Below are 17,621 nucleotides of genomic sequence, written 5' to 3' on the forward strand. Positions count from 1 at the left end.
TCCCTTGCCTTTAATAAGCTGCGCTGACGCCGATCACGTCGTCAGGGTCCGCAGCAGGTTCTTGTAGTCCTCGCGGATATCCGCGTCGGATTCCTTGAGTTCGTTGATCTTGCGGCACGCGTGCAACACCGTGGTGTGGTCGCGACCGCCGAAGACGTCACCGATTTCCGGCAAGCTGTGGTTGGTCAGTTCCTTGGACAGTGCCATGGCCACCTGACGTGGGCGGGCCACCGAACGGGAGCGCCGCTTGGACAGCAGGTCGGAAATCTTGATCTTGTAGTACTCGGCCACGGTGCGCTGGATGTTATCCACACTCACCAGTTTGTCCTGCAGTGCCAACAGATCCTTGAGCGATTCGCGAATCAGCTCGATGGTGATATCGCGTCCCATGAAGTGCGAGTGAGCGATGACTCGCTTCAGCGCGCCTTCAAGTTCACGGACGTTGGAGCGAATGCGCTGGGCAATGAAGAAGGCCGCGTCATGCGGCAGGTCTACCTTGGCCTGGTCGGCTTTCTTCATCAGGATCGCGACACGGGTTTCCAGTTCCGGTGGCTCGACGGCCACGGTCAGGCCCCAGCCGAATCGCGATTTCAGTCGCTCTTCCAGCCCTTCGATCTCTTTCGGGTAACGGTCACTGGTCAAGATGACCTGCTGACCGCCTTCAAGCAAGGCGTTGAAGGTGTGGAAGAACTCTTCCTGGGAACGCTCCTTGCGGGCGAAGAACTGAATGTCATCGATAAGCAAGGCGTCAACCGAACGGTAGAAACGCTTGAACTCGTTGATGGCATTGAGTTGCAGCGCCTTGACCATGTCGGCGACAAAACGCTCGGAATGCAGGTACACCACTTTGGCATTCGGGTTCTTCTTGAGCAGGTGGTTACCCACAGCATGCATCAAGTGCGTTTTACCCAAGCCTACGCCGCCATACAGGAACAGTGGGTTGTAGCCATGCTTGGGATTATCGGCGACCTGCCAGGCGGCCGCGCGGGCCAGTTGGTTGGACTTACCCTCTACGAAGTTCTCGAAGGTAAAGGTGCGGTTCAGGTAGCTGGTGTGCTTAAGCGCACCTTCGACCTGCACCGTGCGTGTTTCGGTGCGACCACTTGGCGCCGGGGCGGCATTGGACTCGCCCATCGAATCAAAGCTGTCACGCGAAGGCGCGTCCTCGACCTCGGCTACCGCCGGGGCGGCAATAGGTGCCTGGACAGGCTCCTTGGCCACGGCAGTCTGTGCTGCCTGGGCCTGGGAGGCAGCGGCAGCCGCTGCCAATGGCGCATTGGGGGCGGCACGAGGCGTCGAACTGCGTCTGCTGCCTATTAATAAGGAAAGGGCAGGCGCAATACCGTTGCCGTGTTCGCCCAACAGCTCGAGCAGACGGCTCAGGTACTTTTCATTGACCCAGTCGAGAACAAAACGGTTGGGCGCATAGACGCGCAACTCGTCGCCTTCGGCTTCGACCTGTAGCGGACGGATCCAGGTGTTGAATTGCTGGGCAGGCAGTTCATCGCGCAGAAGCTCCACGCACTGCTGCCAAAGTTCCACTGACACGGATATCCCCTGAGTTGAAAGCCGGTGAGGCAAAAACAAGCCGCCATTGTACCGAGCACCAGCGCAGTTATCCACATGCAGGTGCGCTAAGGGTGGCGATAAATCAGCAGCTTAGTGACCAAAATGACCTTGCGGCACTGTGAATAAGCTCTGTGGATAACCGTGCCTGAGGTCTTTGCACAACTGGGGGCTGAAGTCGGTGGATAACTTGGCTGTGGATAACCATCGATTTGATCCACAGGTTTTCCGAGCATTCGACACAGCCGCAGCACGTCTTCTCGACAAGGTTTCAGATCTCTGTACATAGCGAAAATAAAGGCCTGCAGAGTTTTATCCACAGAAATTCTTCGCTTAAGTTCTATAAGTTTTACAGAAAAGCTTTAAATAATTCCTCTCTCTTTTTTTATGTTTAAGCGTGTGTTGGTTCGCACGACCTGGCTCACCCGTCCATCCGAGTGATTTCCCGTCTATAAGGAAAAGCTGGTTGGAAATTGACCTGTGGCCCTGCTTTCTCTAGAATCGCCGGTCTCTTAAAACGGGGGCCATTCCGGCCCGTTGTGGACGAACCAGGTAACACGCCATGAAACGTACTTTCCAACCAAGCACCATCAAGCGCGCTCGCACTCACGGTTTCCGTGCCCGTATGGCTACCAAGAACGGTCGTGCCGTTCTGTCGCGTCGCCGTGCCAAAGGCCGTAAGCGTCTGGCAGTTTGATTTTTCGGCACTGGTGGTGAGTCAGGACTTCAGTCGGGAAAAGCGTCTGCTTATTCCCCGACACTTCAAAGCGGTCTTCGACTCCCCAACCGGCAAGGTTCCAGGGAAAAACCTGCTGCTCCTTGCCCGCGAGAACGGTCTGGATCACCCCCGCCTGGGGCTTGTGATCGGGAAAAAGAGCGTCAAGCTCTCCGTTCAACGCAATCGCCTGAAACGCCTGATGCGCGATTCGTTTCGCCTGCACCAGCATTTGCTTGCTGGGTGGGATATCGTGATCGTCGCGCGCAAAGGGTTGGGCGAGATTGAAAACCCAGAATTGCACCAACATTTTGGCAAGCTCTGGAAGCGCCTCGCACGCAGTCGGCCCGCTCCAGTGGTGAACACCGACTCTGTGGGGGTAGACAGTCAAGATGCGTAAACTGGCGCTCGTTCCGATCCAGTTTTACCGTTATGCCATTAGTCCTCTGATGGCCAGCCACTGTCGTTTCTACCCCAGTTGCTCCTGCTATGCGCTAGAAGCCATCGAAAACCATGGCCTTTTGCGCGGTGGGTGGCTAACCGTTCGTCGCCTGGGGCGTTGTCATCCGTGGAATGCCGGCGGTTTTGACCCGGTTCCGCCAGCTCCCTCTTCCCGTTCTTCTTCGATAGCCGAGTAATCATGGATATTAAACGCACGATCCTGATCGTCGCCCTGGCAATCGTGTCCTACGTTTTGGTCCTTAACTGGAACCAGGACTACGGCCAAGCTGCCCTGCCGACTCAGAATACTGCTGCCAGCAACGTTGCCCCGGCACTGCCGGACACCGCGCAGGCCGGTAACACTGGCGCCAGCGCCGATGTGCCGAGCGCCAACGCTGAATCCAGCCCTGCCGAACTGGCTCCGGTTGCAGTCAGCAAGGACCTGATTCGGGTCAAGACTGATGTCCTGGACCTGGCTATCGATCCAAACGGCGGTGATATCGCCCAGCTGATGCTGCCCAAGTATCCGCGCCGTCAGGACCATCCGGACATTCCGTTCCAGCTGTTCGACAACGGTGGCGAGCGTACTTACCTGGCGCAAAGCGGCCTGACTGGCGTCAACGGTCCGGATGCACGCCCGAGCGGTCGTCCGCTCTACGCCGCTGATCAGAAAACCTATCAACTGGCCGATGGCCAGGATCAGATGGTCGTTGACCTGAAGTTCAGCGATAACGGCGTCAACTACATCAAGCGCTTTACCTTCAAGCGCAGTGAGTATGACCTGACCGTTACCTACCTGATCGACAACCAGAGCGCTCAGCTCTGGACCGGTAACCTGTTCGCGCAACTCAAGCGCGACGCGAGCTCGGATCCATCCTCGAGCACCGCCACCGGTACTGCTACCTACCTGGGTGCAGCCCTGTGGACAAGTTCGGAGCCCTACAAAAAGGTGTCGATGAAAGACATCGACAAGGGGAATCTGAAAGAAAATGTTTCCGGTGGCTGGGTAGCCTGGCTGCAGCACTACTTCGTTACCGCCTGGATTCCGAACAAGTCTGACAACAACATCGTTCAGACCCGCAAAGACAGCCAAGGCAACTACATCATTGGCTTCACCGGTCCTGCGCTTAACGTAGCCGCTGGCGCCAAGGCTGAAACCAGCACCGTTCTGTACGCCGGTCCAAAGATTCAGGATAAGCTCAAAGAGTTGTCCCCAGGTCTGGAACTGACCGTCGACTACGGCATTCTGTGGTTCATTGCCCAGCCCATCTTCTGGCTTCTGCAACATATCCACAGCCTGCTGGGCAACTGGGGCTGGTCGATCATCGTCCTGACCATGCTGATCAAGCTGCTGTTCTTCCCGTTGTCGGCCGCCAGCTACAAGTCGATGGCCCGCATGCGCGCCGTGGCGCCGAAACTGGCAGCCCTGAAGGAACAACATGGTGATGACCGGCAGAAAATGTCGCAGGCCATGATGGAGCTGTACAAAAAAGAGAAGATCAACCCGCTGGGCGGCTGCTTGCCGATCCTGGTGCAGATGCCGGTCTTCCTCTCGCTGTACTGGGTTCTGCTGGAAAGCGTCGAGATGCGTCAGGCGCCATGGATGTTCTGGATCACTGACCTGTCGATCAAGGATCCGTTCTTCATCCTGCCGATCATCATGGGCGCAACCATGTTCATCCAGCAGCAGTTGAACCCGACTCCGCCGGATCCGATGCAGGCCAAGGTGATGAAGCTGATGCCGATCATCTTCACCTTCTTCTTCCTGTGGTTCCCTGCAGGTCTGGTGCTGTACTGGGTTGTGAACAACTGCCTGTCGATCGCACAGCAGTGGTACATCACTCGCAGCATCGAAAAGGCTACCAGTAAAGCCGCTGCATAACGGGTTAGTCAGCTAACCTGTGGACAAACGCCCCCTCGTGGGGCGTTTTGCTATCTGTCGTTTTTGTTGTGAGGCCTTCGAGCATGAACACTGTGCGTGAAACCATTGCCGCCATTGCCACCGCCCAGGGACGTGGGGGAGTGGGGATCGTGCGGCTTTCCGGGCCCCTGGCCAAGCAGGCCGGGGTTGCGATCTGCGGGCGGGAACTGATGCCCCGCTATGCCCATTACGGCCCCTTCCGGGCTGAGGACGGCCTGGTCCTGGATGAAGGTATTGCCCTGTTCTTCCCCGGGCCAAACTCATTCACCGGGGAAGACGTGCTGGAACTTCAGGGCCATGGTGGTCCGGTGGTGCTGGATATGCTCCTGCAACGCTGCGTACAACTGGGCTGCCGCCTGGCACGGCCGGGTGAGTTCAGTGAGCGGGCGTTTCTCAATGACAAACTCGACCTGGCCCAGGCCGAAGCCATCGCAGACCTGATCGAAGCCAGTTCCGCGCAGGCAGCCCGCAACGCCTTGCGTTCATTGCAGGGGGAATTCTCCCGGCGGGTGGATAACCTCACCGAAAAACTGATCAGCTTGCGCATCTACGTGGAAGCCGCCATCGACTTCCCCGAAGAAGAAATCGACTTCCTCGCCGATGGCCATGTATTGAGCATGCTCGATGATGTCCGGGCCAATTTATCCACAGTACAGCGTGAGGCCGGGCAGGGGGCGTTGCTTCGTGATGGCATGACCGTGGTCATTGCCGGGCGTCCGAATGCCGGAAAATCCAGTTTGCTCAACGTCCTGGCCGGGCGTGAAGCTGCCATCGTCACCGATATCGCCGGCACCACCCGGGACATCCTGCGCGAACACATCCACATCGACGGCATGCCGCTGCATGTGGTCGATACCGCAGGCCTGCGTGACACTGACGACCATGTCGAAAAGATCGGTGTGGAACGCGCACTCAAAGCCATCAATGAGGCTGATCGAGTGCTGCTGGTGGTCGATTCGACGGCGCCAGAGGCCAGCGACCCGTTTGCCTTGTGGCCAGAGTTCCTCGATCTGCGGCCAGATCCAGCCAAGGTCACGCTGATTCGCAACAAGGCCGACCTCAGCGGCGAGACCATTGCGATGGAACAGAGTGAAGATGGCCATGTGACCATTACCCTTAGTGCCAAGGACACCGACATGGGCCTCGAGCTGTTGCGCGAGCACCTCAAGGCCTGCATGGGATATGAGCAGACCGCCGAAAGCAGCTTCAGTGCGCGCAGAAGGCACCTGGAAGCGTTGCGTCAGGCCAGTACGCATCTTGAGCACGGTCGTGCCCAGCTGACCCTGGCCGGTGCTGGTGAGCTGCTAGCCGAAGACCTTCGTCAGGCTCAGCAGGCCCTTGGAGAGATCACGGGCGCCTTCAGCTCTGACGACCTGTTGGGTCGCATTTTTTCCAGCTTCTGCATCGGCAAGTAAACGTCTTTATCCACAGCCGGGTCTGCAACGGACCCGGCTGACGCCTCTTTTTTCCACCCGACCCCCCTCTCGCCAGGACAGCAAATTCGCTCGTCCTGCCCTCTCGCTTGTCTTTCTATCCCGATTTGTGCGGATTAAGCCCTGTGGAAAACTCGCCTTCAGCTCCGTTGATAACTGGTCTTCAAAACTGAAGATAACTGCGCCTGTGGGTAAGTAGCACTTTAATCCACAGGCTTAAAGCGCTTATCCAGAACGCTCATGACCACTAGACCACAGAGTTTTGAATCGCTGTACATAAGGTAAACAAAGGCCTACAGCTGTTTATCCACAGAAAATGCGGTGTATAAGAATAAACATAAAAACAAAGCTTTAATAAATTTCTCTCTCTTTATTTCTATTGCACGCCACTCATCCACAGCCTGGTTAAATTTTGTGCAAAAGGTTCCTTTAGAGGGGGGTAAGTCCCTATACTTGTGCGTTATCCCTATCTATTCCCGAAACAGGCACGAGGTGCGTGGTGGATTTCCCTTCCCGTTTTGAAGTGATCGTCATCGGCGGCGGCCATGCCGGTACCGAGGCTGCGCTTGCGTCTGCACGCATGGGCGTAAAAACCCTGCTGCTGACCCATAACGTGGAAACCCTCGGTCATATGAGTTGCAACCCGGCCATCGGTGGTATTGGCAAGAGCCACCTGGTCAAGGAAATCGATGCGCTCGGCGGTGCCATGGCACTGGCCACTGACAAGAGCGGTATCCAGTTCCGTGTATTGAACAACCGCAAAGGCCCTGCCGTGCGCGCTACTCGTGCACAAGCCGACCGGGCCATCTACAAGGCGGTGGTGCGCGAAATTCTTGAGAACCAGCCCAACCTGTGGATATTCCAGCAGTCCTGTGACGACCTGATCGTCGAACAGGACCAGGTCCGTGGCGTGGTCACTCAAATGGGCCTGCGTTTCATGGCTGACTCGGTGGTACTGACTACCGGGACTTTCCTGGGCGGACTTATCCACATTGGCCTGCAGAATTACTCCGGTGGTCGGGCGGGTGATCCTCCTGCCATTGCCTTGGCCCATCGCCTGCGTGAATTGCCGCTGCGCGTCGGTCGCCTGAAAACCGGTACCCCCCCGCGTATTGACGGTCGTTCCGTGGATTTCTCGGTAATGACCGAGCAACCAGGCGATACACCGATCCCGGTGATGTCGTTCATGGGCGACAAGGCCATGCATCCACGCCAGGTCAGTTGCTGGATTACCCATACCAACGCCAGGACCCACGAGATCATTGCGTCGAACCTCGACCGTTCGCCGATGTACTCCGGCGTAATCGAAGGCATTGGCCCACGCTACTGCCCGTCGATCGAAGACAAGATCCATCGCTTTGCCGATAAGGAAAGCCACCAGGTGTTCATCGAGCCCGAAGGCCTGAACACTCATGAGCTGTACCCGAACGGGATATCCACATCCTTGCCGTTCGACGTGCAGCTGGAGATCGTCCGTTCGATCCGCGGCATGGAAAACGCACACATCGTGCGGCCGGGCTACGCCATCGAGTACGACTACTTCGATCCGCGTGATCTCAAGTACAGCCTGGAAACCAAAGTCATCGGTGGCCTGTTCTTCGCCGGACAGATCAACGGTACGACCGGTTACGAAGAAGCCGGTGCCCAGGGACTGCTCGCCGGAACCAACGCCGCTCTGCGTGCGCAAGGCCGCGAAAGCTGGTGCCCACGTCGCGACGAGGCGTACATCGGTGTGCTGGTCGACGACTTGATCACCCTGGGTACCCAGGAGCCTTACCGGATGTTCACTTCACGTGCCGAATACCGGTTGATCCTGCGCGAAGACAACGCCGACTTGCGTCTGACCGAAAAAGGTCGCGAGCTCGGCCTGATCGATGACGAACGTTGGGCGGCCTTCAGTGCCAAGCGCGAAGGCATCGCACAGGAAGAACAACGCCTGAAATCTACCTGGGTGCGCCCGGATACGGCGCAGGGTCAGGCCATTGCCGAGAAGTTCGGTACACCATTGAGCCACGAATACAACTTGCTCAACCTGCTGACCCGCCCGGAAATCGACTATGTGGGCCTGATGGAAGTGACCGGCGGTGCCGAAATCAATCCACAGGTCGCCGAGCAAGTCGAGATCAAGACCAAATACGCCGGTTACATCGACCGGCAACAGGAAGAAATCGCCCGCCTGCGTGCCAGCGAAGACACCCGCCTGCCCGACGATATCGACTACAGCGGTATTTCCGGTCTGTCCAAGGAAATTCAGAGCAAGCTCGGCCAGACTCGGCCCGAGACCCTGGGCCAGGCATCGCGTATCCCCGGCGTGACCCCGGCGGCGATTTCTCTGTTGCTGATTCATCTGAAAAAACGCGGCGCAGGCCGCGAGTTGGAGCAAAGCGCTTGAGTTCTCTGGTCACCCCTCAACACGCCGAAGAGTTGTCCACAGGTGCCCGCCAGCTTGGTGTCGAGCTGAGCGAGGCCCAGCACGCGCAATTGCTGGCCTACCTGGCCTTGCTGATCAAGTGGAACAAGGCGTACAACCTGACTGCCGTGCGCAATCCGGACGAAATGGTGTCCCGCCATCTGCTGGACAGTCTGAGCGTCATGCCGTTTATCCACAGCGAGCGGTGGCTCGATGTCGGCAGCGGTGGCGGCATGCCGGGCATTCCGCTGGCTATCCTGCATTCGGACAAGCAAGTCACGGTACTCGACAGCAACGGTAAGAAAACCCGCTTTTTGACCCAGGTGAAACTGGAACTGAAGCTGGACAACCTGCAAGTTATCCACAAACGGGTCGAGGAGTACCAACCGGAGCTCCCCTTCACTGGAATTGTGTCCCGTGCCTTCAGCAGCATGGAGAACTTCACCAACTGGACGCGCCATCTCGGCGACGGCCAGACGCAGTGGCTGGCAATGAAAGGGCTGCATCCTGCCGATGAACTGGTAGCATTGCCGGCAGATTTCAGAGTAGATAGCGAGCAGGCCTTGACCGTACCGGGTTGCCAAGGCCAACGCCATCTGCTGATACTGCGCCGCACGGCATGACTGGGAACACAAGCAAGAATGGCTAAGGTATTCGCAATCGCGAACCAGAAAGGGGGGGTGGGTAAAACCACCACCTGTATCAATCTCGCAGCATCGCTGGTGGCAACCAAGCGCCGCGTACTGCTGATCGATCTCGATCCACAGGGCAACGCCACCATGGGTAGCGGTGTGGATAAACACGTCCTGGAACACTCGGTCTACGACCTGCTGATCGGTGAATGCGACCTGGCCCAGGCCATGCATTTTTCCGAACACGGTGGTTACCAGCTGCTGCCGGCCAACCGCGACCTCACCGCTGCCGAAGTGGTGCTGCTGGAAATGCAGATGAAGGAAAGTCGCCTGCGCACGGCGCTGGCGCCCATTCGCGAGAATTACGACTACATCCTGATCGATTGCCCGCCGTCGCTGTCGATGCTGACCCTCAATGCGCTGGTGGCCGCCGATGGCGTCATCATTCCGATGCAATGTGAATACTTTGCCCTGGAAGGCTTGAGCGACCTTGTGGATAACATCAAGCGCATCGGCGAACGCCTGAACCCGAACCTGAAGGTCGAAGGCCTGCTGCGGACCATGTACGACCCGCGTCTGAGCCTGATCAACGATGTCTCGGCGCAGCTCAAGGAGCATTTTGGCGATCAGCTTTACGATACGGTGATCCCCCGTAACATACGCCTGGCCGAGGCTCCGAGTTTCGGTATCCCGGCCCTGGCCTATGACAAGCAATCGCGTGGAGCACTGGCTTACCTGGCCCTGGCTGGGGAACTCGTACGCCGTCAGCGCCGTCCATCTCGCACTGCACAAACAACTTAAGGAATCCGTATGGCCGTTAAGAAACGGGGTCTCGGACGTGGGTTGGATGCACTGCTCAGTGGTCCTACCGTCAGCGCGCTCGAAGAGCAGGCTGTAAAGGTCGACCAAAAAGAACTTCACCATCTGCCGCTCGACCTGATCGAGCGCGGCAAGTACCAGCCACGCCGGGACATGGACCCGCAGGCGCTGGAGGAACTGGCTCTGTCGATCAAGAGCCAGGGCGTCATGCAACCGATCGTGGTCCGCCCGATTGCCGAGAACCGCTACGAGATCATCGCCGGTGAGCGTCGCTGGCGCGCCAGCCAACAGGCCGGAATGGAAACCATCCCGGCCATGGTCCGCGATGTGCCCGATGAAGCAGCCATCGCCATGGCCCTGATCGAGAACATCCAGCGCGAAGACCTCAACCCGGTGGAGGAGGCGATCGCGTTGCAGCGTTTGCAGCAGGAGTTCCAGCTGACCCAGCAACAGGTCGCCGACGCGGTGGGCAAGTCACGGGTAACCGTGGCCAACCTGCTGCGCCTGATCTCGCTGCCTGAGGTCATCAAGACCATGCTGTCCCATGGCGATCTGGAAATGGGACATGCCCGGGCATTGCTCGGTTTGCCGGATGAGCAACAGGTGGACGGGGCGCGTCATGTTGTCGCACGTGGGCTGACCGTGCGCCAGACTGAGGCACTGGTTCGACAGTGGCTCAACGGCAAGCCGGAGCCTGTCGAACCCGCCAAGCCAGACCCGGACATTACCCGCCTTGAACAGCGTCTGGCAGAGCGCCTGGGCTCGGCGGTACAGATACGACATGGCAACAAAGGCAAAGGCCAACTAGTTATCCGATACAACTCGTTAGATGAGTTGCAAGGTGTGCTAGCACACATCCGCTGAAACAATTCCTTTTGTAGCGCGTAGTCGGAAATCACTACCCGGCAGTTGAATAGGGGTTAAACCGCCCCTATACTCTGCGCGCATTTTGTCGGCACAAATTATGCCAAGTCATTGCTGACTGGTTGGTCGACTTTCGAGGAGCAGTTGTGATGGAAACCCGCACGCCAAACCGCCTGCCTTTCCATCGCTGGGCGGTTTTTCCGGTACTGTTGGCTCAATGTGTCGTGTTTCTGTTGGCAACTTTGGCGTTGTGGCAGTGGCACGGGGCGGTCAGTGGATATTCAGCACTCTGCGGAGGACTGATTGCCTGGCTGCCAAATGTGTATTTCGCCTGGAAGGCTTTTCGTTACACGGGGGCCAGGGCAGCGCAGGCTATCGTCAAGTCGTTTTACGCAGGCGAAGCAGGCAAATTGATTTTGACGGCAGTGCTTTTTGCACTGACGTTTGCAGGAGTGAAGCCATTGGCGCCGTTAGCAGTCTTCGGTGTCTTTCTGTTGACCCAACTGGTCAGCTGGTTCGCGCCCCTGCTGATGAATATAAGACTTTCGAGACCTTAGGGCGTTTGAGGCAACCATGGCAGCAGAAACCGCTTCGGGCTATATCCAGCACCACTTGCAGAACCTGACCTTCGGTCAACTACCAGACGGCGGTTGGGGCTTTGCCCATTCCGCAGCAGAAGCCAAGGCAATGGGCTTCTGGGCTTTCCACCTGGACACCCTGGGTTGGTCGGTCGCACTGGGTCTGCTTTTCGTATTCCTGTTCCGCATGGCAGCCAAGAAGGCAACTTCCGGCCAGCCTGGCGGCCTGCAGAACTTCGTTGAAGTGCTGGTGGAGTTCGTTGACGGCAGCGTCAAGGACAGCTTCCACGGTCGCAGCCCGGTGATCGCCCCACTGGCGCTGACCATTTTCGTCTGGGTCTTCCTGATGAACGCCATCGACCTGATCCCGGTCGACTGGATTCCTCAGCTGGCCATCCTGATCTCCGGTGATCCGCACATTCCTTTCCGTGCCGTTTCGACCACCGACCCGAACGCCACCCTGGCCATGGCCTTCAGCGTGTTCGCCCTGATCATCTTCTACAGCATCAAGGTCAAGGGTATCGGCGGATTCCTCGGCGAACTGACCCTGCACCCGTTCGGCAGCAAGAACATCTTCGTTCAGATCCTGCTGATTCCGGTCAACTTCCTGCTTGAATTCGTCACCCTGATCGCCAAGCCGATTTCGCTGGCCCTGCGTCTGTTCGGCAACATGTATGCCGGCGAGCTGGTGTTCATCCTGATCGCCGTGATGTTCGGCAGCGGCCTGCTGTGGCTGAGCGGCCTGGGTGTGGTGCTGCAATGGGCGTGGGCTGTGTTCCACATCCTGATCATCACCCTGCAAGCGTTCATCTTCATGATGCTTACCATCGTCTACCTGTCGATGGCTCACGAAGATAACCATTAAGACCGCCTGGCGTGTCTGATGACCCTTCCGCAGGTATCGGGGAGGGTCGAAAACGTCCGCAAGGGCAGCTGTACCAAACGATTTTGTTTTACCGCTTCAAACTAAAAAACCTAACCAATACGACGTAAAAGTCGGGAGGAAAGATGGAAACTGTAGTTGGTCTTACCGCTATCGCTGTTGCTCTGCTGATCGGCCTGGGTGCTCTGGGTACCGCCATTGGTTTCGGCCTGCTGGGCGGCAAGTTCCTGGAAGGCGCTGCTCGTCAGCCAGAGATGGTTCCAATGCTGCAAGTTAAAATGTTCATCGTTGCCGGTCTGCTCGACGCCGTCACCATGATCGGTGTTGGTATCGCTCTGTTCTTCACCTTCGCTAATCCCTTCGTTGGTCAAATCGCCGGCTAATCACTCGAATTCTCGAGTGGTTTGGTGTGATGGACAAAGAACGAGCGAGGTGTTGGCGTGAACATTAATGCAACCCTGATTGGTCAGTCCGTTGCGTTCTTCATTTTTGTGCTGTTCTGCATGAAGTTCGTGTGGCCTCCGGTCATCGCGGCATTGCAAGAACGTCAGAAGAAGATCGCGGATGGACTGGACGCTGCCAACCGAGCAGCTCGCGACCTGGAGTTGGCCCAAGATAAAGCGGGTCAGCAACTGCGCGAAGCGAAAGCTCAGGCAGCCGAAATCATTGAGCAAGCCAAGAAGCGCGGTGCTCAGATCGTCGAGGAAGCCCGTGATCAGGCCCGCGTCGAAGCTGACCGTGTGAAGGCTCAGGCTCAAGCCGAGATCGAACAGGAAATTAACAGCGTCAAAGACGCGCTGCGCGCCCAAGTGGGTAGCCTGGCCGTTGGCGGTGCTGAAAAGATCCTTGGCGCCACAATCGATCAAAACGCGCATGCGGAGCTGGTTAATAAACTGGCCGCTGAAATTTAAGCGAGGGCGATCATGGCAGAACTGACCACGTTGGCCCGACCTTACGCTAAGGCGGCCTTTGAGCACGCCCAGGCCCATCAGCAACTGGCCAATTGGTCAGCCATGCTCGGCCTGGCTGCTGCAGTGTCGGAAGACGGCACAATGCAGCGCCTGCTCAAGGCCCCGCGACTGACGAGCGCAGAAAAGGCCGCCGCGTTTATTGACGTGTGCGGTGACAAGTTCGATGTACAGGCACAGAATTTCATTCATGTTGCCGCGGAAAACGACCGTCTCCTGCTGTTGCCGGAGATTGCGTCTTTGTTCGAGCTGTACAAGGCCGAGCAAGAAAAATCCGTGGACGTGGAAGTCACTAGTGCTTTTGCGTTGAACCAAGAACAGCAAGACAAACTCGCCAAGGTTCTCAGTGCACGGCTCAGCCGGGAAGTGCGCCTGCATGCGACGGAGGACGCCTCCCTAATCGGTGGTGTCGTGATCCGCGCCGGCGACCTGGTAATCGATGGCTCGGTTCGCGGCAAAATCGCGAAACTGGCCGAAGCATTGAAATCTTGAGTTTGAAGGGGCAGCAGAGCAATGCAGCAACTCAATCCTTCCGAAATTAGTGAAATCATCAAGGGCCGCATCGAGAATCTCGATGTAGCCTCTCAAGCCCGCAACGAAGGTACCGTCGTCAGTGTTTCTGACGGTATCGTGCGGATTCACGGTCTGGCCGACGTTATGTACGGCGAAATGATCGAGTTTCCAGGTGGCGTGTTCGGTATGGCCCTCAACCTGGAGCAAGACTCCGTTGGTGCGGTAGTACTGGGCGCATACGACACCCTCGCTGAAGGCATGAGCGCCAAGTGCACCGGTCGCATCCTCGAAGTTCCAGTTGGTAAGGAACTGCTGGGTCGCGTTGTCGACGCACTGGGCAACCCAATCGACGGCAAAGGCCCACTGGGCAACACCGAGACCGACGCGGTCGAGAAAGTTGCCCCGGGCGTTATCTGGCGTAAGTCGGTAGACCAGCCTGTACAGACTGGCTACAAATCCGTCGACGCCATGATCCCTGTCGGCCGTGGCCAGCGTGAGCTGATCATCGGTGACCGTCAGATCGGTAAGACCGCCATGGCGATCGACGCCATCATCAACCAGAAAGACAGCGGTATTTTCTGTGTTTATGTAGCCGTCGGCCAGAAGCGTTCCACCGTTGCCAACATCGTTCGCAAGCTGGAAGAAAACGGCGCCCTGGCCAACACCATCGTGGTTGTTGCCAGTGCTTCGGAATCCGCCGCACTGCAATTCCTGGCGCCATACGCCGGTTGCACCATGGGCGAGTTCTTCCGTGACCGCGGTGAAGACGCTCTGATCGTTTACGATGACCTGTCCAAGCAGGCCGTTGCCTACCGTCAGATCTCCCTGCTGCTGCGCCGTCCACCAGGACGAGAAGCGTACCCAGGTGACGTGTTCTATCTCCACTCCCGTCTGCTGGAGCGTGCATCGCGCGTTTCCGAAGAGTACGTCGAGAAGTTCACCAACGGCGCTGTAACTGGCAAGACCGGTTCCCTGACCGCACTGCCGATCATCGAAACCCAGGCTGGCGACGTTTCCGCGTTCGTTCCGACCAACGTGATTTCCATCACCGACGGTCAGATCTTCCTGGAATCGGCCATGTTCAACTCGGGCATCCGTCCTGCAGTTAACGCCGGTGTTTCGGTATCCCGTGTAGGTGGTGCCGCTCAGACCAAGATCATCAAGAAGCTCTCCGGTGGTATCCGTACCGCTCTGGCTCAGTACCGTGAACTGGCGGCATTCGCCCAGTTCGCCTCTGACCTGGACGAAGCCACCCGTAAGCAACTCGAGCACGGTCAACGTGTTACCGAGCTGATGAAGCAGAAGCAATACGCTCCAATGTCCATCGCGGACATGGCGCTGTCGCTGTATGCCGCTGAGCGTGGGTTCCTGACCGACGTTGAAATCGCCAAAGTCGGCAGCTTCGAACAAGCGCTGATTGCTTACTTCAACCGTGATCACGCCGAACTGATGGCGAAGATCAACGTGAAGGGGGACTTCAACGACGAAATCGACGCTGGCATCAAAGCCGGTATCGAGAAGTTCAAGGCCACCCAAACCTGGTAAGCCGCAGCGGGGGCTTTGCAGCCCCCGCTTGCTAACCTGATAGGTGTTACATGGCAGGCGCAAAAGAGATTCGCAGTAAGATTGCGAGCATCAAAAGCACGCAAAAAATTACCAGCGCCATGGAAAAAGTGGCGGTCAGCAAGATGCGCAAGGCTCAAATGCGCATGGCTGCTAGCCGTCCTTATGCGGAGCGTATCCGCCAGGTTATTGGTCATCTGGCCAACGCCAACCCGGAATACCGTCACCCGTTCATGATCGACCGCCCTGTAAAGCGCGTTGGTTATGTCGTCGTGAGCAGTGACCGTGGTCTGTGCGGTGGCTTGAACACCAACCTGTTCAAGGCCCTGGTCAAGGACATGGCGGTCAACCGCGAGCAAGGTATCGAGATCGATCTTTGCGTGGTTGGCAGCAAGGGTGCGGCGTTTTTCCGCAGCTTCGGCGGTAACGTCGTTGCAGCGATCAGCCACCTGGGCGAAGAGCCGTCGATCAATGATCTGATCGGCAGCGTCAAGGTCATGCTGGACGCTTACCTGGATGGTCGTATCGATCGTCTGTCCGTGGTATCGAACAAGTTCATCAATACCATGACGCAAACCCCAACGGTCGAGCAGTTGATTCCGTTGGTTGCAACCCCGGATCAAGAACTCAAGCACCACTGGGACTACCTCTACGAACCTGACGCCAAAGAGCTGCTGGACGGCCTGATGGTGCGTTACGTGGAGTCGCAGGTCTACCAGGCGGTGGTCGAGAACAACGCAGCTGAACAAGCTGCCCGGATGATCGCAATGAAGAACGCCACCGACAACGCCGGTGATCTGATCAGCGAATTGCAGCTGATCTACAACAAGGCGCGTCAGGCTGCGATCACCCAAGAGATCTCGGAAATCGTCGGCGGCGCTGCCGCGGTTTAACGGTTCAAATATTCAGAGGATCCAGCTATGAGTAGCGGACGTATCGTTCAAATCATCGGCGCCGTCATCGACGTGGAATTCCCACGTGACAGCGTTCCGAATGTCTATAGCGCGCTGAAAGTACAAGGCGCGGAAACTACTCTGGAAGTTCAGCAGCAGCTGGGCGACGGCGTAGTTCGTTCCATTGCGATGGGTTCGACCGAAGGCTTGAAGCGCGGTCTGGACGTCGTCGACACCAAGGCTCCTATCTCGGTACCGGTCGGTAAAGCGACCCTGGGCCGTATCATGGACGTCCTGGGCAACCCGATCGACGAAGCTGGTCCGATCGGCGAAGAAGAGCGCTGGGGCATTCACCGCCAAGCGCCTTCCTTCGCTGACCAGGCAGGCGGCAACGACCTGCTCGAAACCGGCATCAAGGTTATCGACCTGGTTTGCCCGTTCGCCAAGGGCGGTAAGGTTGGTCTGTTCGGTGGTGCCGGTGTAGGCAAGACCGTAAACATGATGGAACTGATCCGTAACATCGCCATCGAGCACAGCGGTTATTCCGTGTTCGCCGGTGTGGGTGAGCGTACTCGTGAGGGTAACGACTTCTACCACGAGATGAAGGATTCCAACGTACTGGACAAGGTTGCTCTGGTTTACGGCCAAATGAACGAGCCACCAGGAAACCGTCTGCGCGTAGCGCTGACCGGCCTGACCATGGCCGAGAAGTTCCGTGACGAAGGTAACGACGTTCTGCTGTTCGTCGACAACATCTATCGTTACACCCTGGCCGGTACCGAAGTATCCGCACTGCTGGGCCGTATGCCTTCGGCAGTAGGTTACCAGCCGACCCTGGCTGAAGAGATGGGCGTTCTGCAAGAGCGTATCACTTCGACCAAGGAAGGCTCGATCACCTCGATCCAGGCCGTATACGTACCTGCGGACGACCTGACCGACCCGTCGCCAGCAACCACCTTCGCCCACTTGGACGCCACCGTCGTACTGTCCCGTGACATCGCCTCCCTGGGTATCTACCCAGCGGTCGATCCACTGGACTCGACTTCGCGTCAGCTGGACCCGAACGTGATCGGCAATGAGCACTACGACACCGCTCGCGGCGTTCAGTACGTGCTGCAGCGCTACAAAGAGCTGAAAGACATCATTGCGATCCTGGGTATGGACGAACTGTCCGAATCCGACAAGCAACTGGTATCCCGCGCTCGTAAGATCCAGCGTTTCCTGTCCCAGCCGTTCTTCGTGGCAGAAGTCTTCACCGGTTCCCCAGGCAAATACGTTTCCCTGAAGGACACCATTGCTGGCTTCAGCGGCATCCTCAAAGGTGACTACGACCACCTGCCAGAACAAGCGTTCTACATGGTCGGCGGCATCGAAGAAGCGGTCGAGAAAGCCAAGAAACTGTAATCCCGGCGCCCCGAAAGG

18 protein-coding genes are annotated in these 17,621 nt (G+C 57.5%); 17 read left to right on the forward strand and 1 reads right to left on the reverse strand.

All coding sequences use genetic code 11. From position 1 onward, the window contains the following. Window positions 1–33: 33 nt before the first annotated feature. Complete coding sequence (dnaA, locus tag ABVN19_RS22625) at window positions 34–1,548, reverse strand: chromosomal replication initiator protein DnaA (protein WP_028942561.1); 1,515 nt, start codon at window positions 1,546–1,548, stop codon at window positions 34–36. Window positions 1,549–2,128: 580 nt separating this feature from the next. Here dnaA and rpmH point away from each other — a divergent pair. The 17 genes from rpmH (at window position 2,129) to atpD (ending at window position 17,603) form a co-directional block, all read left to right on the forward strand. Beyond that, window positions 2,129–2,263 (forward strand): 50S ribosomal protein L34, encoded by a 135-nt coding sequence (rpmH, locus tag ABVN19_RS22630; RefSeq protein ID WP_002551315.1) that lies wholly within the window; start codon window positions 2,129–2,131, stop codon window positions 2,261–2,263. Window positions 2,264–2,276: 13 nt separating this feature from the next. Next, complete coding sequence (rnpA, locus tag ABVN19_RS22635) at window positions 2,277–2,681, forward strand: ribonuclease P protein component (protein WP_167332096.1); 405 nt, start codon at window positions 2,277–2,279, stop codon at window positions 2,679–2,681. Beyond that, window positions 2,674–2,919: a membrane protein insertion efficiency factor YidD gene (gene yidD / locus ABVN19_RS22640; protein ID WP_082071379.1), complete on the forward strand. Its 246-nt coding sequence runs from the start codon at window positions 2,674–2,676 to the stop codon at window positions 2,917–2,919. The genes rnpA and yidD overlap by 8 nt, the downstream gene beginning before the upstream one ends. Window positions 2,920–2,921: 2 nt before the next feature. Then, entirely contained in the window at window positions 2,922–4,604 is a 1,683-nt protein-coding gene (gene yidC / locus ABVN19_RS22645; protein ID WP_105641120.1) for a membrane protein insertase YidC, read from the forward strand. Between the two features lie 83 nt (window positions 4,605–4,687). Then, the gene (gene mnmE / locus ABVN19_RS22650) at window positions 4,688–6,058 is read left to right on the forward strand and encodes a tRNA uridine-5-carboxymethylaminomethyl(34) synthesis GTPase MnmE (protein WP_105641119.1); all 1,371 of its coding nucleotides are present in this window, start codon (window positions 4,688–4,690) and stop codon (window positions 6,056–6,058) included. A gap of 517 nt (window positions 6,059–6,575) precedes the next feature. Then, window positions 6,576–8,468, forward strand: a complete 1,893-nt coding sequence (gene mnmG / locus ABVN19_RS22655) for a tRNA uridine-5-carboxymethylaminomethyl(34) synthesis enzyme MnmG (RefSeq protein ID WP_028942557.1) — start codon at window positions 6,576–6,578, stop codon at window positions 8,466–8,468. After that, the gene (gene rsmG, locus ABVN19_RS22660) at window positions 8,465–9,109 is read left to right on the forward strand and encodes a 16S rRNA (guanine(527)-N(7))-methyltransferase RsmG (protein ID WP_028942556.1); all 645 of its coding nucleotides are present in this window, start codon (window positions 8,465–8,467) and stop codon (window positions 9,107–9,109) included. The genes mnmG and rsmG overlap by 4 nt, the downstream gene beginning before the upstream one ends. 18 nt (window positions 9,110–9,127) lie before the next feature. Further along, window positions 9,128–9,919, forward strand: a complete 792-nt coding sequence (locus tag ABVN19_RS22665; protein WP_353632773.1) for a ParA family protein — start codon at window positions 9,128–9,130, stop codon at window positions 9,917–9,919. Window positions 9,920–9,928: 9 nt separating this feature from the next. After that, window positions 9,929–10,801, forward strand: a complete 873-nt coding sequence (locus ABVN19_RS22670; RefSeq protein ID WP_105641118.1) for a ParB/RepB/Spo0J family partition protein — start codon at window positions 9,929–9,931, stop codon at window positions 10,799–10,801. A 149-nt stretch (window positions 10,802–10,950) separates the two neighbouring features. Next, complete coding sequence (locus tag ABVN19_RS22675; RefSeq protein ID WP_010222722.1) at window positions 10,951–11,358, forward strand: F0F1 ATP synthase subunit I; 408 nt, start codon at window positions 10,951–10,953, stop codon at window positions 11,356–11,358. 16 nt (window positions 11,359–11,374) lie between these two features. Then, window positions 11,375–12,244: a F0F1 ATP synthase subunit A gene (gene atpB / locus ABVN19_RS22680; RefSeq protein ID WP_010222723.1), complete on the forward strand. Its 870-nt coding sequence runs from the start codon at window positions 11,375–11,377 to the stop codon at window positions 12,242–12,244. A 143-nt stretch (window positions 12,245–12,387) separates the two neighbouring features. Continuing rightward, the gene (gene atpE, locus ABVN19_RS22685; RefSeq protein WP_003097235.1) at window positions 12,388–12,645 is read left to right on the forward strand and encodes a F0F1 ATP synthase subunit C; all 258 of its coding nucleotides are present in this window, start codon (window positions 12,388–12,390) and stop codon (window positions 12,643–12,645) included. A 57-nt stretch (window positions 12,646–12,702) separates the two neighbouring features. Continuing rightward, entirely contained in the window at window positions 12,703–13,173 is a 471-nt protein-coding gene (locus ABVN19_RS22690; protein WP_028942553.1) for a F0F1 ATP synthase subunit B, read from the forward strand. A gap of 12 nt (window positions 13,174–13,185) precedes the next feature. Further along, window positions 13,186–13,722 (forward strand): F0F1 ATP synthase subunit delta, encoded by a 537-nt coding sequence (locus ABVN19_RS22695; RefSeq protein ID WP_028942552.1) that lies wholly within the window; start codon window positions 13,186–13,188, stop codon window positions 13,720–13,722. A gap of 21 nt (window positions 13,723–13,743) precedes the next feature. Next, a complete protein-coding gene (gene atpA, locus ABVN19_RS22700) occupies window positions 13,744–15,288 on the forward strand; it encodes a F0F1 ATP synthase subunit alpha (RefSeq protein ID WP_028942551.1) in 1,545 nt (514 codons plus the stop codon). Between the two features lie 50 nt (window positions 15,289–15,338). Then, window positions 15,339–16,199, forward strand: coding sequence for a F0F1 ATP synthase subunit gamma (atpG, locus tag ABVN19_RS22705; RefSeq protein ID WP_028942550.1), 861 nt, complete (start codon window positions 15,339–15,341; stop codon window positions 16,197–16,199). Between the two features lie 27 nt (window positions 16,200–16,226). Continuing rightward, window positions 16,227–17,603, forward strand: a complete 1,377-nt coding sequence (atpD, locus tag ABVN19_RS22710; RefSeq protein ID WP_028942549.1) for a F0F1 ATP synthase subunit beta — start codon at window positions 16,227–16,229, stop codon at window positions 17,601–17,603. Window positions 17,604–17,621 lie beyond the last annotated feature (18 nt).

Source organism: Pseudomonas vranovensis (genome assembly GCF_040438935.1).
GTDB classification, from domain to species: domain Bacteria; phylum Pseudomonadota; class Gammaproteobacteria; order Pseudomonadales; family Pseudomonadaceae; genus Aquipseudomonas; species Aquipseudomonas vranovensis.

Excerpts from the sequence above, each read along its gene's own strand:
- rpmH (WP_002551315.1), top strand. The coding sequence starts at position 2,129 with ATGAAACGTACTTTCCAACCAAGCACCATCAAGCGCGCTCGCACTCAC.
- yidD (WP_082071379.1), top strand. The coding sequence starts at position 2,674 with ATGCGTAAACTGGCGCTCGTTCCGATCCAGTTTTACCGTTATGCCATT.
- yidC (WP_105641120.1), top strand. The coding sequence starts at position 2,922 with ATGGATATTAAACGCACGATCCTGATCGTCGCCCTGGCAATCGTGTCC.
- mnmE (WP_105641119.1), top strand. The coding sequence starts at position 4,688 with ATGAACACTGTGCGTGAAACCATTGCCGCCATTGCCACCGCCCAGGGA.
- ABVN19_RS22665 (WP_353632773.1), top strand. The coding sequence starts at position 9,128 with ATGGCTAAGGTATTCGCAATCGCGAACCAGAAAGGGGGGGTGGGTAAA.
- ABVN19_RS22670 (WP_105641118.1), top strand. The coding sequence starts at position 9,929 with ATGGCCGTTAAGAAACGGGGTCTCGGACGTGGGTTGGATGCACTGCTC.
- ABVN19_RS22675 (WP_010222722.1), top strand. The coding sequence starts at position 10,951 with ATGGAAACCCGCACGCCAAACCGCCTGCCTTTCCATCGCTGGGCGGTT.
- atpB (WP_010222723.1), top strand. The coding sequence starts at position 11,375 with ATGGCAGCAGAAACCGCTTCGGGCTATATCCAGCACCACTTGCAGAAC.
- atpE (WP_003097235.1), top strand. The coding sequence starts at position 12,388 with ATGGAAACTGTAGTTGGTCTTACCGCTATCGCTGTTGCTCTGCTGATC.
- ABVN19_RS22695 (WP_028942552.1), top strand. The coding sequence starts at position 13,186 with ATGGCAGAACTGACCACGTTGGCCCGACCTTACGCTAAGGCGGCCTTT.
- atpA (WP_028942551.1), top strand. The coding sequence starts at position 13,744 with ATGCAGCAACTCAATCCTTCCGAAATTAGTGAAATCATCAAGGGCCGC.
- atpG (WP_028942550.1), top strand. The coding sequence starts at position 15,339 with ATGGCAGGCGCAAAAGAGATTCGCAGTAAGATTGCGAGCATCAAAAGC.
- atpD (WP_028942549.1), top strand. The coding sequence starts at position 16,227 with ATGAGTAGCGGACGTATCGTTCAAATCATCGGCGCCGTCATCGACGTG.